This is a genomic window from Exiguobacterium sp. s150 (genome assembly GCF_018618435.1).
Classification (GTDB): domain Bacteria; phylum Bacillota; class Bacilli; order Exiguobacteriales; family Exiguobacteriaceae; genus Exiguobacterium; species Exiguobacterium alkaliphilum.
In genome coordinates this window covers 60,384-74,587 of sequence record NZ_JACSMC010000004.1, presented here as the reverse complement: position 1 = coordinate 74,587, position 14,204 = coordinate 60,384, and the positions used below count along the sequence as shown (strand labels likewise).

The following is a 14,204-nucleotide window of genomic DNA, read 5'->3' as shown; positions in this document are numbered from 1 at the left end:
GGACACAAATGAAACGACACATGTGGGTTATGGTGATTAGTTTCGCCATGTTCTTGCCGATTCACGCCGAGGCCGGGTTCGAGACGACACCGGCCGGGACGGTGTACACGGCGACGGACGGGACGCTTTTGACCGGGTGGCAGACGATTGACGGGAAGACGTATTACTTCGATTCGAACGGGATCATGGTTACAGGCTGGCAACTCATCGAGCAGGCTACATACTATTTCAATCCAGACGGCGCCCTCGCCACCGGTTGGCTCTCCCTTGATGGGAGACGATACTATCTCTTTCCGGACGGGAAGATGGCAACTGGTTTTCAACCGATCGATGGGAAGACGTACTTGTTCGGCGTCGACGGCGTGATGCAAAAAGGTTGGCAAACCGTCGCCGGCAAACGCTACTTCTTCCATTCGACCGGTGTCATGTTGACTGGGTTCTGGACCGTATCGAACAACCGGCATTATCTGTTCGCTGACGGCATCATCCGCACCGGCATGTACACCGTCAGCGGACAGAAATATCTATTTCTTACGAACGGGAAGATGGCAACAGGTTGGCAGACGCACGGGACGAACGTCTATTTCTTCGGGACGGACGGCATACGTCGTCACGGTCTCCAGAAGATCGGCGGAAAAGTGTACGGCCTGCATCCGACGTACGGTTACCGGTTACGTGGCAAGCAAACGCTCGACGGCGTGACGTATCACTTCCATTCGACCGGCGTCCGTGAGACCGGTTGGAAGTATACGACCCAATACGAATACTTCGCGCCCGCCCTCACGAAGAAAACGGATTGGCAATTGATTAACGGCAACTGGTACTTCTTCGATGCGTCCGGTGTCATGTACAAAAACAAGCGCGTCGGCAACGCCACGTTCGGCAGCCGCGGCGCCTATGCCCCTGCCTTGTCCGTCTACAAGATGAACGTCCCGCTCTATCGTCAGTTCCAGATGGGCTATCCGTCCGGCTGCGAGTTCTTCTCGCTCAAGATGGCGCTCGAGAAAAAAGGACGGGTCGTCAGCGCCGAGACGCTCTATCGCGAGATGCCGAAAAGCATGTGGAACGCCCGCTACGAGAATCGATTGTACCGCTGGGTCGACCCGAACGTCATGTTCACCGGCGACCCGAAAGGCACGCTCGGCAAGTATCGGAACTATGGTATCTATCCGAAAGGCATGATCGGTTTCTCGAGCAAATATCGGCCCGTGAAAGACATGTCTGGGCAAGGGCTAGCCTCGATTGAGCGTGAGCTGTCGATGGGGAACCCGGTCATCGTCTGGGCGAGCGTCGATTTTAAGACGCCGTATGGCTATTTCAACTGGTACACGGCCTCGAACCAAAAGTTCACCGGCTTCTTGAACTATCACGTCATGCTTGCGACGGGCTATGACAAGAATAACCTCTATATCAACGACCCGTATCGCGGCCGCTTGGTGATCCCGAAGTCACAAGTGAGCGCCGTCATGAGGGCGACCGGCTGGAAGGCGTTATCCGTCCGCTAACACTTACGAGTCAGACGTATACGCGTCTGGCTCTTTTTAGGTATTATGAATCATTTTGAGAAATAAAATTTCCTATTTTCAATAAAATATATTGAATTAAAAATACAGAATGCTACACTTCAACTAAATAAGTGAAGCGCTTACATTTTCTGAAGGAGGAATTTTTATGAAGAAATGGATTGGGGGCGTCGCTGCCCTGACGCTCATCACCTCATCGCTCGTCATGCTCGAGACGGATGCCAACTCGGTGCCGAAGAAGCCAAAAGTCGAGCTCGGGGTCGAACGGCTTATGTCCGACACATCGCTACTCGACGGCAAACGCGTCGGCTTAATCACGAACCCGACCGGTGTCGACTCGTCGATGACGAGCATCGTCGACTTGTTCCACAACGCGGACAGCTTCGAACTGACGGCGCTCTACGGTCCAGAGCACGGCGTGCGCGGTGACGCCCAGGCTGGGGCCACGGTCAGCTCATACATCGATGAAGTGACCGGCCTCCCCGTCTACAGCCTGTACGGGGCGACGCGGAAACCGACACCGGAGATGCTCGCGGATATCGATGTGCTCGTCTTCGACATCCAAGACGTCGGCACAAGGTACTACACGTACATCTACACGATGGCGTATGCGATGGAAGCAGCGGCCGAGAACGACATCCCGTTCGTCGTCCTCGACCGGCCGAACCCGCAAGGCGGCCTCCGCGTCGACGGACCTGTGCTCGACCCGGCCTATTCGAGCTTCATCGGTCTCTATCCGATTCCGCTCAAACATGGCATGACCGTCGGCGAGCTCGCCGGCTTGTTCAAAACGGAATATCAGATTCAAGCGGACCTCGAAGTCGTCAAGATGAAAGGCTGGAAGCGTTCGATGCTGTATGAGGACACGGGGCTCCCGTTCGTCATGCCGTCACCGAACATGCCGACGACGGAAACGGTCAACGTCTATCCGGCGACCGGGTTATTCGAAGGGACGAACCTATCGGAAGGCCGCGGCACGACGAAGCCGTTCGAGTTGATTGGCGCACCGTACATTAAAGCGCACGAGTACGCCAAGACGTTGAATGACCTCGACCTTCCTGGCGTCACGTTCCGCGCCGCCTCCTTCACGCCGACGTTCTCGAAGAACGCGGGCAAGCTGTCGCACGGCGTCGAGGTGTACGTCACCGAGCCGACGAAGTTCGAGGCGGTCAAGACCGGCATCGCCATGGTGAAGACGGCGCACGACTTGTATCCGGATGAGTTCGAGTTCCTCGCGAACGACTTCATCACCCGCCTGACGGGGAACGCCTACGTCAAGGACATGATCCTCGCCGGCGAGTCGCTCGAGGCGATCATGACGAAAGTCGATGCCGAGCGTGACGCGTTCTTGCCGATTCGGAAAGAGTATTTGTTGTATAAATGATTTGAAGGCAGGCTCATATGAGTCTGTCTCTTTTTGTAACGAAATGGTAATACCCATCATTCCCCTTCTCAATATATTATGGAGGTAGATTACTCGAAAAGGAGCCATCCCCTTGAAAAAACCAATCGCACTCCTCACCTCCGCCGCCCTCGCGGCGACGCTCACGTTCACCCCGTCGACGTCCCCGTTGCCGCTCGAACCGACAACGGTCGAGGCCGCTTATACGGAAACCGCCGTCAACACGAAAGGGAGCGTCACCGGCATCAGCCAACTGCCGGTCCGCAAGACCCCGTCACTCTCGGCCGCTCGGCTCGGTCTGATCCCCCGGAACGGCACGATGACGGTGCGGACGTCGTTCAACGTCAACGGCACGCCGTGGTACAAGATTCAATGGGGCGCCGGGTTCGCCTATGTCCCGGCCGCTTACGTGAAGCTGTCGACAGCTGAGGTCGCCTATAAGAAGACGGCCTACGTCGCGCCATCGAGCGTCTACTTGAAGTCGGGCGCCTCGACCGTCTCGTCGAACCTCGCCTTCCTTCGCCAAGGCACGAAGTTCGAGACGATCAGCTACCGCTACACCGGTCCGACCCGTTGGTACAAAGTGAAAGTCGGGACGCAAACGGGCTACTTGATGGCGAAACACGTCACGTTCACCGCACCTGCGACCGTGTCCGTCTTGAGCGAGACGAACAAAGAGCGTCAGGCGGCTGGCCTGTCGGTTCTCGGTGCCTCGGCGGAAGCGAACCGCGTCGCCCAAGTCCGGGCCGATGAGATGGCGCGCACCGGTCAGTTCTCGCACCAGCTTCGTGAGAACGGAAGCCCGGGTGACACGCTCGACGCCTATAACGTCAGCTATCGCGGTTGGGGCGAGAACATCTATATGGGGTCAAGCGATCCGGCGACAGCCGTCCGAGCATGGATGAACTCGAGCGGCCACCGCGCCAACATCTTGAACACCCGCTTCACCCACCTCGGGACGGGCGCCGCCAAAAATGCGCAAGGGCAGACGATTCACGTCCAAGTGTTTTTAATCAAATGAAAAACGGGCTCGTCGTGAGCCCGTCCATTTAACGACGATCGTTTTTCAGACTGTCCAGGTCTTGTTGCGCCTGGCCGGTCTTTTCTTTTGCCGTGCCTTTCACCTGGTCTTTCTTGCCTTCACGCTCGAGCGAACGGTTGTCCGTCGCCTTACCGGCCGCTTCTTTCACCTTGCCGGCCGCTTTATCAATCAATCCATCAACTTTTCTATTCAACCCGTCTTTACTCATTGTAGATGTCCTCCTTGTGGTATCGTGTCTAATTCATGTACCACTGTGAGAAAAACTCAAACATAGTGTTCTTTGACGAGGACGCGAAAACGCGGGCGGACCGTCAGCTCGATCGTTGTCACCGTCCGGTCCCGGTCCTCGCTCATGACGATCAAGAGCTCGCCATGGTCGCGCCGGTCCTCGAGCACTTCGACCTTGCCGACGGTACGGAGCAGCTGGTAATAAAGGAGCTCTCCGCGCTCGTCTTTGACGTTCACCTCGAACTCGTGATAACTCGGCGACACTTTGAAATAAAACGACTCGCTCCCGTTCGAGAAACGGAACACCGACTCATCATAATAAAACGGGAGCGTCGCATCCATCCGTTTCGGCTCGACCGTGCAAAACAGCGCCCATGCCATCTCGTCAGGGAACTTCTCTCCCGATTCTCCTTTGTTGAATTGCCATCCTTTCATATGAATCCCTCACTTCATCTCCCGATAGTTGTCTGAATACTCCGACTATTGTTTTTCATTCGACGAGGCGTTGAAAATCCCTGCAAACGGGAACAAATCTTTGTATAGGTTTTCACGAGAAAGGAGCTGCGTTCCCGTGTCCATCATTGCGCTCGACCATGTGACGAAACGCTTCGGGGAGACCGTCGCCTTGAACGACTTCTCCCTCCACGTCGAAGCTGGCACGTTGTTCGGTCTGCTCGGACCGAACGGTGCCGGTAAGACGACCGCCATCTCTGTCATGCTCAACTTGTATCCGGCCGACAGCGGGACAATCCGCATTTTCGGTCAATCGATGCCAAAAGACGAGCTCGCCATCAAACGACGCGTCGGCATCGTCCCGCAACACGTGTCCGTCTATGACCAGCTCACCGTGTTCGAGAACATCCAGTTCTTCGCCGAGCTGTATGGGTTCAAGCCCGACGAGGCGAAGCAGAAGACGCTCGCCGCCCTCGACTTCGTCGAACTGACCGCGCATCAAAAGAAACGTCCGCCGGAACTGTCCGGGGGACTGCTTCGCCGTCTCAACATCGCCTGTGGCATCGTGCACGAGCCCGAGCTCATCTTCATGGACGAGCCGACCGTCGCCATCGACCCGCAATCGCGGAACACGATTCTCGAGAATATCCGTGAGCTCAACCGCCGCGGGGCGACGATTATCTACACGTCTCACTATATGGAGGAAGTCGAGCTATTATGTGACCGGGTCGCCATCGTCGACGAAGGCAGGATCATCGCCGAAGGGACGCAAGACGAGTTGAAAGACCAAGTCATGACGCTCGAGACGGCACGGATCAAAGTCGAGGCGCTCACCCCTGGCCTACTTGACCGGCTCGGGGCGCTCGAACGGGTGCGCCGCGTCGAGTACGAGGAGCCGTACCTTGACGTCTCGCTCTAGAAAGACACCCCGCTCGCGCCGCTCCTTGACGTGCTCCACGACGAACGGGTTCGCTTCACCGCCATCACCGTCGACCGACCGTCGTTGAACACCGTCTTCCTCGCCTTGACCGGCAAGACGCTCCGGGAGTGATCATCATGAAGACATGGACGTTCATCAAATATGACATCAAACAGCAACTGCGTGACCGGTCCACCTTGTTTTGGATGCTCATCTTCCCAATCGTCCTCATTTTCGGCCTCGGGACGATGTTGTCGGCCATCTTCAGCACCGAGTTCTCACTCCCGGTGACGGACGTCGCCTACGTCGAGGAATCGACCGACGCGTATCGGGAACCGCTCGAGACGTTCCTCACGTCGGACGACATGCGTGAATTTCTGACGCTCACGGCTTACGATACAGTCGACCGTGCCGAGGCGGCCGTGAACGATGGGGACGCCGATGTCATCCTTCATCTCGTCGGGCCGGACGTGACGCTGTTATATGAAGAGCCGACGACGGTCGAGGTCGACGTTTTAGAGGCGGTGCTCACGCAATACACGGATATCGCCAATCAACAGATTTTGCTCGCCGAAGCGGGCGCATCCGCACCGTACGAACCGTTCACCTTCACGGACAGCGAGAGCGTCGACTTGTCGGGCCGCACCCCGACGTCGCTCGAATATTTCACCGTCACCATCTCCATCATGACGGCCTTGTTCGGCGCATTCTATATCACGTCGATGCTAAACGATGAGCGGCCGATGCGCGGCAGCTACCTCCGGATTCAGGCCGCGCCCGTCCGGCTAATCGACTATCGGCTCGCCCGGACCGTGAGCCGCTATGGGCTCATCTTCCTCCAGCTCGTGCTCGTGTTCTGGTTCAGCCATTTCGTCTATCGGAGCTTCTCGCTCGATCACGTGCGCCTCGAGCTGCTCCTCATCGGTTGGGTCGCCCTCGCCACGTACGGCACGGCGTTCGGCTTCTTCATCTCGAGCCTGCCGCGCCTCGCCTACTCGACGAAAGACGCGATCGTCAACGGCTTCGTCGCCATCATCATGATTCTTTCGGGCGGTTACGTCCCGGGCTTCGATCAAGTGACGCTCACATACGCACCGTGGGCCCGTTACGTCTTCATGCCGATCTTCATGCGCGACGGCCTGCTCGCCGTGTTGTTGCGGGGCGGGGACACGTCGCTCTTTTGGCAAAGTTTCGGCTGGCTGTCGCTTCACGCGCTCGTCTTCGCCGCACTCAGCCTGTTGCTCTGGAAAGGGGTGAAGCGCCATGGTGCTGTTTAGACACGTCGCCAAACGGATGCTTCGGAAGAAAGGGTTATGGGTGTTCACATTCGTCTCGATGTTCGGTTTCGCCCTCGTCCTGTCGTTCTTCAACTCGACGTCAACGCTCAACGCCTCGATTGGTATCCTCGACCGCGACGGCGGGCTCCTCGCCGAGCGCCTGATTGAAGAGGCCGAACGGTTCGGCGACGTGACGTTGTTGCGTTCGACCGCGGAGGAAGACACGTTCCTCGAAGGCCAGGATATCGTCCTCGTCATCCCGGAACGGTTCACGGAAGCGATGTTTCAAACCGAGACGCCTCGCCTCGCCTTCAGCGCGACTGAAGGGAGTGACGCCGCCCTCGTCGAACAGGCACTGAACGCCCACTTGTCCCGGGAACGACAACTGCTCGAGGCGAGCAACTATGACTTGACGGTGTTCCGGACGCTCATGGACGAAGAACCCTCGGGCGGCTATACGCTCACGAGCGAGCCGTTCCGCGAGAGCGTCCAGACGACGGCACGGACGCAGGCGTTTCTCGGACTCCTGTCGTTCGTCATGATGTCGGCGTTCCTCCAGTTCATCCCGCTATTCGTCGCCGACGACCGGGACGAATCGATTTACGCCCGTCTGTTCGCCGCCCCGATTTCACCGCGCCGCTATATCGCGTCGCTCACCGGCTCGTTTTTCGCGGTCGGCACGTTGTACGTCCTCATGTTGCTCGCCTTCAGCTCCGTGCTCTATCGGGATGACATCCTCCCCCATCTACCGGTGCTCACACTGCTCTTTCTCGCGTATCTAGGCAGCTGTCTCGCCATCGGAGCGCTCATCGCCGTGTCGGCGTCGAACCGGGAGAAGGCGAACATTTGGCAAATCTCCGTGACGATGGCGGCCGCCATCACCGGGGGCGCCTTCATCGCTTTGACGTGGCTGCCCGATTCGTTGACGGTCGTCGGGCGATTGCTTCCGACGTATTGGTTCAACGCCGGGGTGATCGACATGTACGCCGGCCGTTTCCCGGCACAGTCCTTGTCCGTCCTCGTCGTGATGACGCTCATCTTCTTTCTCGCGACGGCGCTTTACTTGAAGAGACGGCCGCTGACGACATAACAAAGCGGGACGCCCCGACTCGGGCGCCCCGCTCTTTACCGTTGTAACGTCGGCACGACTTTCTCGAAGAACACCTCGACGAGCATCGGGTCGAACTGTTTGCCAGCCTCGTCTCGAATGACCGCGAGCGCCTCCTCGACCGTCTTCGCCTTACGATACGGTCGTCCCGTCACCATGACGTCGAACGTGTCGGCAATCGAGATGATGCGTGAGGCGAGCGGAATGTCATACTCGCTTATCCCTTTCGGATAGCCTTTCCCGTCCCAGCGCTCGTGGTGGGCGAGCACGATCTCGGACAACGTGCCGTACTCCGGCACCGTGCTCAAGATGTTGTAGCTCACTTCCGGATGGCGTTTAATCTCGCGCCATTCAGTGTCGGTGAGCGGCCCCGTCTTGTCGAGGATATCGTTGCTGATCGCGACTTTCCCGATATCGTGCAAGACGGCGGCCGTCTTCAGCTCGCTCACTTCGGCGGTCGTGAAGCCCATCGCCGTCCCGAGTTTCCCGGACAGTTCCGCGACCCGTTGCGAATGCGCCTCTTCCCGGGGGATTTTCTCGTAGAGCGTCCGCATGATGAGTTGAATCGAGTGATGGCGTCGGCTCTGCTTCTCGGATACTTTATGATGGTACATCCGGTCCTCCGCTAGATTGAACACCTCGATAATCGACATCGACGCATCAAGCTTCACCGCTTCGCCGAACGACGCCGAGATCGGCAGCCCTTCGATCGACTTGGCATGGAACAGCCGGCTCAATCGGTCGGCGAGCTGCCGCGCCTCGTTCGGTGACGTGTTCGGCAAGATGAGGACGAACTCGTCCCCGCCGATTCGGGCGACGGTGTCCTTGCCCCGTACTTCCCGCTTCAAGATGTTCGTCGCCTCGATTAAGAGCCGGTCCCCGACGAGATGCCCGAACGCATCGTTCGTCAACTTCAACCCGTTCACGTCGACGACGATGAGCGCGAGCGGATAATACGCTTCCTCGTCATACGTGAGGAGCGCCTCATCGAAGTAACGCCGGTTCTTCACGCCCGTCAGTTGGTCGTGATAACTCAAGTACTCGATCTCCATCTCATACTTCTTCTTCTCCGTGACGTCCCCGATATAGCCGTGCCAGAGCACGTGCCCGTCGGCGAGCTTCTCAGGGCGGGACGAGCCGAGAATCCACGTCGTATGCCCGTCCGGCATGAAGACGCGGAACTCGGCGTCCCAAATCGTCAAGTCGCGATACGACGCCTCGATGCTCGCCATGACGTGCGGGTAATCGTCGGGATGGATCTTCGAGAAGACGATACTCGCGTCTTTCCGAACGTCCTCGGCGAGCACACCGGTCAACTCTTCGAACCCGCGGCTAAAGAACGGGAACGAGAACGAGCCATCCGGCCGGCGCTCGAACTGATAGATCGCCCCTGGGACTTGGTCGGACAGCTTCGTCAGCAGACGGTCACGCTCGGCGAGCTCCTCCTCGAGCTGGACGCGTTCGGTCACGTCTTTGGCGACGGCGTAAATGTAACTACCTTGGACTTTACAATGCCATTCAATGGAGCGATAGTCCCCGTCAATCGTCCGGTAACGGTTGACGAAACGGAACAGTTCCCTTGCCGTCTCGAGCTCGGCGAAGGCACGGTCCGTCTTCGCGACGTCATCCGGGTGGACGAGGCCGATGAAGTCCATGTTCTCGAGTTCTTCGAGTGGAAAACCGAGCACCCGCTCCCACGGTTTGTTCAAATGTAAAATGTCCCGTTTCTGGAGCGACATGATGCACTCGAGGTCGACGGTGGCGAACCCTTCGAACATCGAGTCTTTCGCTTTACCCGTCTGTTGGTCCGACTTCATCATCTGTTCGAGGATGTGATGGATGTATAATTCGACGAGACCAAGCCGGTCCGGCTCGTCTGTCCCTTGCATGACGATCGTCAAGTCGCCGTAGAGCACGCCATCCTTCTCAATTTTAAACAAGACGATTTGCCCGAGGTCAAAGATGCGGGTCAAGTTTTTGATTAATCGCTTCGAGAGTCGATTCTCGATCAACTCTTCGACGTGCTTGAATATGATGGGATTGTCCTGCTTCATCAGGCGGACCCGTTCCGGATAGACCCCCCACTTCTTGCCAACGGGATGGAACCCTAAAATGTCCAAACTTCGTTCAATCGTCTCGTTCAGACCGCTCAGTGCGACGGTCGAGTACGTCTCGCCGTCCTCTTCAATCAAGTTGAGCGCCACCGCTTTCGCCCCGGTGAACGACCGGATTTGATCGAGGAAATGTTGATTGATCAACAGTTCGCGTCCGGTCGACACGAACCGATGCGACACGTTGACGAGTTGCTTCAAGGCGTTGTTCTCCTGGACGTGCGGCGTCACGTCATGAAAGATCGTCGTCACGTAGCCTGGTCGCTCGCTGAAGACGGATAGCTCATACCACGCCTTGTTGCGACGCGAGAAGTGTTCGAACGTGATGGCCTCCCCGCTGCTGACCGCCTTGGCCACTTGCGCGATCCATTCCCGTTCGCTGTATTCAAAGTCTTTCAACACGTCCGTGATGTGCCCGCCGATAAACTGGTCTCGCTTTGCTTTCATGATGTTCTCGAACGCTCGGTTCACTTCGAAGAACTCATAGTCGACGGGCTCACCGTTCGCGTCGTAGACGACTTTGAACTCGACGTAGCCCTGGGGCATATGGCGCAACAAGGATTGGTATTGAGTATGGTCGCGTGCTGTCACGTCATTCCCTCCTACTGGGTCAGTTTCTACTTTTCAGTTTACCTCATTTTCGATGAATTCCCTATATTTTCCGAATGCATTCAACTGAATATGTACATGTAAAGTTTGTGTAAAGCTGCACCTCAACGGTTGAACGTCTGCATCATTCTTGTTAGACTGATGTCGGTAATCGATATCGAATTTCGATTTTAAGGAGTTGATGATGATGGAAGACCGCATCCTCCGGAAGCTCTTCCTCGGTTTCATCCATATCCACATTTTGCACCATGCCGCAGAACATCCGGTGTATGGTGCCTGGATGGTCGAAGAGCTCCGTGAACACGGTTATGCGATCAGTGCCGGTACGCTCTACCCGATTTTGCACGGGATGGAGAAGGACGGCTTGCTCATCCGGAAGAACGAGAACGTCGACGGCCACATCCGGAAGAACTACACGACGACCGACAAAGGACGTGTCGTCTTGGCGGAAGCCCGCCAAAAAGCGTATGAACTGTTTAAAGAGATAAAGGAGTGACACCACATGGAGAAACAACGCGTAACGCTCAAAACGTTACTTGAGATTTTATTCGTCTCGACCCGGCTCGGCTTGACGTCGTTCGGGGGACCGATCGCCCACCTCGGTTACTTCCACGAGGAATACGTCAGACGCCGCAAATGGATTGATGAGAAGGCGTACGCCGACCTCGTCGCCCTCTGTCAGTTCTTACCCGGACCGGCAAGCTCTCAGGTCGGGATCGGGATCGGCATCGTCCGAGGTGGGATTCTCGGCGGGATCACGTCGTTCATCGGCTTCACCGCCCCGTCGGTCATCGCACTCATCGTATTCGCCCTGTTCGTCTCCGGGCTCGACGTGTCGGACGCCGGCTGGCTCTACGGCTTAAAAGTCGTCGCCGTCGCCATCGTCGCCCACGCCATCCTCGGCATGGCCGGGAAGCTCACACCGGACGCGAAGACGCGGACGATCGCCTTCTTCGCCCTCGCCGGCGCCTTGCTCGTCCAGACGGCGTATAGCCAAGTGCTCGTCATCGTCCTCGCCGCCTTGGCCGGGTTCTTGCTATTCAAGCCGCAAAACTTGGACGTCAAATCGGCGACGTTCCCGCTCTCGAAACGACTCGGGGCCGTGCTCCTCGGGTTGTTTGGGGCACTTCTCGTCATCTTGCCGATTTTACGTGAGACGATCGAGAACCAATCGATTGCGATGTTCGACAGCTTTTACCGGGCCGGGGCGCTCGTCTTCGGCGGCGGTCACGTCGTCTTGCCGCTCCTCGAGCGTGAGCTCGTCCCTGCCGGCTTCTTGAGTGAAGAGGCGTTCCTCGCCGGATACGGGGCGGCCCAGGCCGTACCGGGACCGCTGTTCACGTTCGCGTCGTACCTCGGGACCGTCATCAATGGGGTGCCAGGCGGGTTGCTCGCGACGTTCGCCATCTTCTTGCCGGCGTTCCTCTTGATCCTCGGGGCGCTCCCGTTTTGGAACGCCTTACGCCGGAACCCGAAAGTCGGCGGTGCCCTCATCGGGGTGAACGCGGCCGTCGTCGGGATTTTGATTGCGGCGTTCTATCAGCCGATCTTCACGAGCACGGTGAACGGTGTCGTCGACTTCGTCTTCGCCGCCCTCTTGTTCGTCATGATTGCCTACTGGAAATTGCCGCCTTGGTCGCTCGTCATCGCGGGTGTCATCGGCGGGACGATCATCGGGATGCTGTAACAGAAAACAGCGACAATCGCTCACGATTGTCGCTGTTTTTCTTATGATGGGCTGAACAGTTGGTTGACTTTGATTTTCTCGAGCAAATCAGGTAACGCCTGCACCGAAATCGTTCCCGTCCCCGGTTCGAGGGCGTTCAATGTCCCCGTCGCACTCCCAAGCGCGAGCGTCTGTTCAATCGGATATTGTCTCAACAGCCCCACGGCAATCCCTGCGACCATCGCGTCACCTGAGCCGACAGGATTGATCGCCTCAATGGAAGGGACCGTGACCACATAACGTTCCCCTTCGACCAATCCGATCGCCCCGTCTTTGCCCATCGAATGAACAATCCAAGGAATCGTATCGGCGAGCAAATCGAGTGCTACTTCGGTCGATTTACTCGGTTCAAGGGCCGCGAGTTCTGTTTCGTTCGGTTTGATTAAGAACGGTTTCGACATGACCCCTTCGCGTAATGCGATTCCGCTCGTATCAAGAATCATCCGCTTTCCGAGACGTTCCACGAGTTCGTTCAACTGACGATACGCCGAAGTCGGCACGCCTTTTGGTAGACTTCCTGAAGCGACGACGAGCGTGGCTTCCTCTAGCAACGTGACGAAGTGCTCGAGAAACCCATGCCACTCTAACTCGCTCACCGTCGGTCCAGCTTCTAACACTTCTGTCTGATGCCCTTCATGTAGGAACGCATGACACGAGCGTGTCTCACCCTCCACGTGATAAAAATCATGACGGATGCGCGCCGCGTCGAGTTCCGATTCGATCCATTCGCCTGCCTTGCCCCCGAGAAGGCCGGTCGCGAGGACCGGTTCTCCGAGCTGATGGACGACACGCGTGACGTTCAATCCTTTGCCGCCGGCAGTTTTATGAATCGAGTCGATCCGATTCGTCTTATCGAGTTGGAAGTTGCCCATGTCATACCGGACATCAATCGCAGGATTCAAGGTGACCGTTAAAATCATCGGTTCATCCTCAGTAGCGCCCGTCGCTCATACACATGCGAATTTTTTCTTCGACGACGGTCTTCATCGCAGCCTTCGCTGGTCCGAAGTACTTGCGCGGGTCGCTCTCTTCTGGATTCTCTGTCAACACGCTGCGAAGTGTCGAGGCAAACGGCATTTTCAGCTCGGTTGCAATGTTCACCTTGCAGCAGCCTCGACGGATACATTCTCGGACCGTGTCGAACGGCACACCCGAAGCCCCATGCAAGACGAGCGGGATATCGACAACTTCGCGGATTTGGGATAGTCGTTCCAAATCCAGTTTCGGTTCTGCTTTATACAGACCATGAGCCGTCCCGATTGCTACAGCGAGCGAATCGATGCCAGTGCGTTCCACGAACTCCGCAGCGGCGTTCGGGTCGGTATAAAACGAGTCCGCTTCATCGACGACGAGATCATCTTCCTGCCCGCCGAGGCGCCCAAGTTCAGCTTCGACCGTCGCTCCGTACTCACGAGCCAGTTCGACGACTTGGCGGACCGTTTCAATGTTCTCATCGAATGCGTGATGAGAGGCATCAATCATGACCGACTTCGTACCGAGGTCGAGCGAGTTTTTGATGTCTTCGACCGTCTCGTGATGGTCAAGGTGCAGGGCGATTGGAATCTCGTAGCGGCGAGCCGCCGTGTCTGCGATCGCTTGGATGTAGTCACGTCCCGCATACGTGAACGTGCCCGGCGTCGCCGCTAGAATGACAGGAGAACGCAGTTCAGCGGCCGTATCGACGACAACTTGCGCGGTTTCCAAGTTATGAATGTTGAAGGCAGGTACCGCATAACCGTTTTGTTGCGCATCGAGTAACATCTCTTTCGTATTGACTACACCTGTTTTAATCATTTCCATGTTCAG

General features: G+C 57.1%; 13 protein-coding genes. 8 read left to right on the top strand and 5 right to left on the bottom strand.

Going from position 1 to position 14,204, the window contains the following annotated elements:
• Positions 1 to 8: 8 nt before the first annotated feature.
• The 3 genes from KNP76_RS03955 to KNP76_RS03945 all read left to right on the top strand — a co-directional run bounded on the left by KNP76_RS03955 (position 9) and on the right by KNP76_RS03945 (position 3,946).
• The gene (locus KNP76_RS03955) at positions 9 to 1,505 is read left to right on the top strand and encodes a C39 family peptidase (RefSeq protein WP_214842828.1); all 1,497 of its coding nucleotides are present in this window, start codon (positions 9 to 11) and stop codon (positions 1,503 to 1,505) included.
• 223 nt (positions 1,506 to 1,728) lie between these two features.
• A complete protein-coding gene (locus KNP76_RS03950) occupies positions 1,729 to 2,907 on the top strand; it encodes an exo-beta-N-acetylmuramidase NamZ family protein (RefSeq protein ID WP_251137334.1) in 1,179 nt (392 codons plus the stop codon).
• Between the two features lie 112 nt (positions 2,908 to 3,019).
• The gene (locus KNP76_RS03945) at positions 3,020 to 3,946 is read left to right on the top strand and encodes a CAP domain-containing protein (protein WP_214842825.1); all 927 of its coding nucleotides are present in this window, start codon (positions 3,020 to 3,022) and stop codon (positions 3,944 to 3,946) included.
• 28 nt (positions 3,947 to 3,974) lie between these two features.
• On the opposite strand, the gene KNP76_RS03940 is transcribed toward KNP76_RS03945, so the two are convergent.
• Positions 3,975 to 4,175 carry a CsbD family protein gene (locus tag KNP76_RS03940; RefSeq protein ID WP_214842823.1) on the bottom strand — a complete coding sequence of 67 codons (201 nt, stop codon included), beginning with the start codon at positions 4,173 to 4,175 and terminating at the stop codon, positions 3,975 to 3,977.
• 56 nt (positions 4,176 to 4,231) lie between these two features.
• Complete coding sequence (locus KNP76_RS03935) at positions 4,232 to 4,630, bottom strand: hypothetical protein (RefSeq protein WP_034804603.1); 399 nt, start codon at positions 4,628 to 4,630, stop codon at positions 4,232 to 4,234.
• A 136-nt stretch (positions 4,631 to 4,766) separates the two neighbouring features.
• Between KNP76_RS03935 and KNP76_RS03930 the strand changes: the two genes are divergently transcribed.
• The 3 genes from KNP76_RS03930 to KNP76_RS03920 all read left to right on the top strand — a co-directional run bounded on the left by KNP76_RS03930 (position 4,767) and on the right by KNP76_RS03920 (position 7,934).
• The gene (locus KNP76_RS03930; protein ID WP_371816150.1) at positions 4,767 to 5,567 is read left to right on the top strand and encodes an ABC transporter ATP-binding protein; all 801 of its coding nucleotides are present in this window, start codon (positions 4,767 to 4,769) and stop codon (positions 5,565 to 5,567) included.
• A gap of 137 nt (positions 5,568 to 5,704) precedes the next feature.
• Positions 5,705 to 6,844: an ABC transporter permease gene (locus KNP76_RS03925; protein ID WP_251137327.1), complete on the top strand. Its 1,140-nt coding sequence runs from the start codon at positions 5,705 to 5,707 to the stop codon at positions 6,842 to 6,844.
• Positions 6,831 to 7,934 carry an ABC transporter permease gene (locus KNP76_RS03920; protein WP_214842819.1) on the top strand — a complete coding sequence of 368 codons (1,104 nt, stop codon included), beginning with the start codon at positions 6,831 to 6,833 and terminating at the stop codon, positions 7,932 to 7,934. Before KNP76_RS03925 ends, KNP76_RS03920 begins: the two co-directional genes overlap by 14 nt.
• A gap of 35 nt (positions 7,935 to 7,969) precedes the next feature.
• Here KNP76_RS03920 and KNP76_RS03915 read toward each other — a convergent pair whose 3' ends face one another.
• On the bottom strand, positions 7,970 to 10,654 hold the full coding sequence (locus tag KNP76_RS03915) for an HD domain-containing phosphohydrolase (protein WP_371816149.1): 2,685 nt from the start codon (positions 10,652 to 10,654) through the stop codon (positions 7,970 to 7,972).
• A gap of 205 nt (positions 10,655 to 10,859) precedes the next feature.
• Here KNP76_RS03915 and KNP76_RS03910 point away from each other — a divergent pair, with 205 nt between their 5' ends.
• Both KNP76_RS03910 and chrA read left to right on the top strand, forming a co-directional pair.
• Entirely contained in the window at positions 10,860 to 11,168 is a 309-nt protein-coding gene (locus tag KNP76_RS03910; protein ID WP_214842817.1) for a PadR family transcriptional regulator, read from the top strand.
• A gap of 6 nt (positions 11,169 to 11,174) precedes the next feature.
• Positions 11,175 to 12,359, top strand: a complete 1,185-nt coding sequence (gene chrA, locus KNP76_RS03905; protein ID WP_214842815.1) for a chromate efflux transporter — start codon at positions 11,175 to 11,177, stop codon at positions 12,357 to 12,359.
• A gap of 41 nt (positions 12,360 to 12,400) precedes the next feature.
• Here the strand turns inward: chrA and KNP76_RS03900 are convergent, their stop codons facing one another.
• Both KNP76_RS03900 and KNP76_RS03895 read right to left on the bottom strand, forming a co-directional pair.
• Entirely contained in the window at positions 12,401 to 13,318 is a 918-nt protein-coding gene (locus KNP76_RS03900; RefSeq protein ID WP_214842813.1) for a 1-phosphofructokinase family hexose kinase, read from the bottom strand.
• 10 nt (positions 13,319 to 13,328) lie between these two features.
• Positions 13,329 to 14,198 (bottom strand): tagatose bisphosphate family class II aldolase, encoded by an 870-nt coding sequence (locus KNP76_RS03895; protein WP_034804624.1) that lies wholly within the window; start codon positions 14,196 to 14,198, stop codon positions 13,329 to 13,331.
• Positions 14,199 to 14,204 lie beyond the last annotated feature (6 nt).

Bases quoted from the DNA above. Each gene is read 5' to 3' on its own strand.
- KNP76_RS03910 (WP_214842817.1), top strand. From the start codon at position 10,860: ATGGAAGACCGCATCCTCCGGAAGCTCTTCCTCGGTTTCATCCATATC.
- KNP76_RS03935 (WP_034804603.1), bottom strand. From the start codon at position 4,630: ATGAAAGGATGGCAATTCAACAAAGGAGAATCGGGAGAGAAGTTCCCT.
- KNP76_RS03900 (WP_214842813.1), bottom strand. From the start codon at position 13,318: ATGATTTTAACGGTCACCTTGAATCCTGCGATTGATGTCCGGTATGAC.
- KNP76_RS03925 (WP_251137327.1), top strand. From the start codon at position 5,705: ATGAAGACATGGACGTTCATCAAATATGACATCAAACAGCAACTGCGT.
- KNP76_RS03920 (WP_214842819.1), top strand. From the start codon at position 6,831: ATGGTGCTGTTTAGACACGTCGCCAAACGGATGCTTCGGAAGAAAGGG.
- KNP76_RS03955 (WP_214842828.1), top strand. From the start codon at position 9: ATGAAACGACACATGTGGGTTATGGTGATTAGTTTCGCCATGTTCTTG.
- KNP76_RS03950 (WP_251137334.1), top strand. From the start codon at position 1,729: ATGCTCGAGACGGATGCCAACTCGGTGCCGAAGAAGCCAAAAGTCGAG.
- chrA (WP_214842815.1), top strand. From the start codon at position 11,175: ATGGAGAAACAACGCGTAACGCTCAAAACGTTACTTGAGATTTTATTC.
- KNP76_RS03940 (WP_214842823.1), bottom strand. From the start codon at position 4,175: ATGAGTAAAGACGGGTTGAATAGAAAAGTTGATGGATTGATTGATAAA.
- KNP76_RS03895 (WP_034804624.1), bottom strand. From the start codon at position 14,198: ATGGAAATGATTAAAACAGGTGTAGTCAATACGAAAGAGATGTTACTC.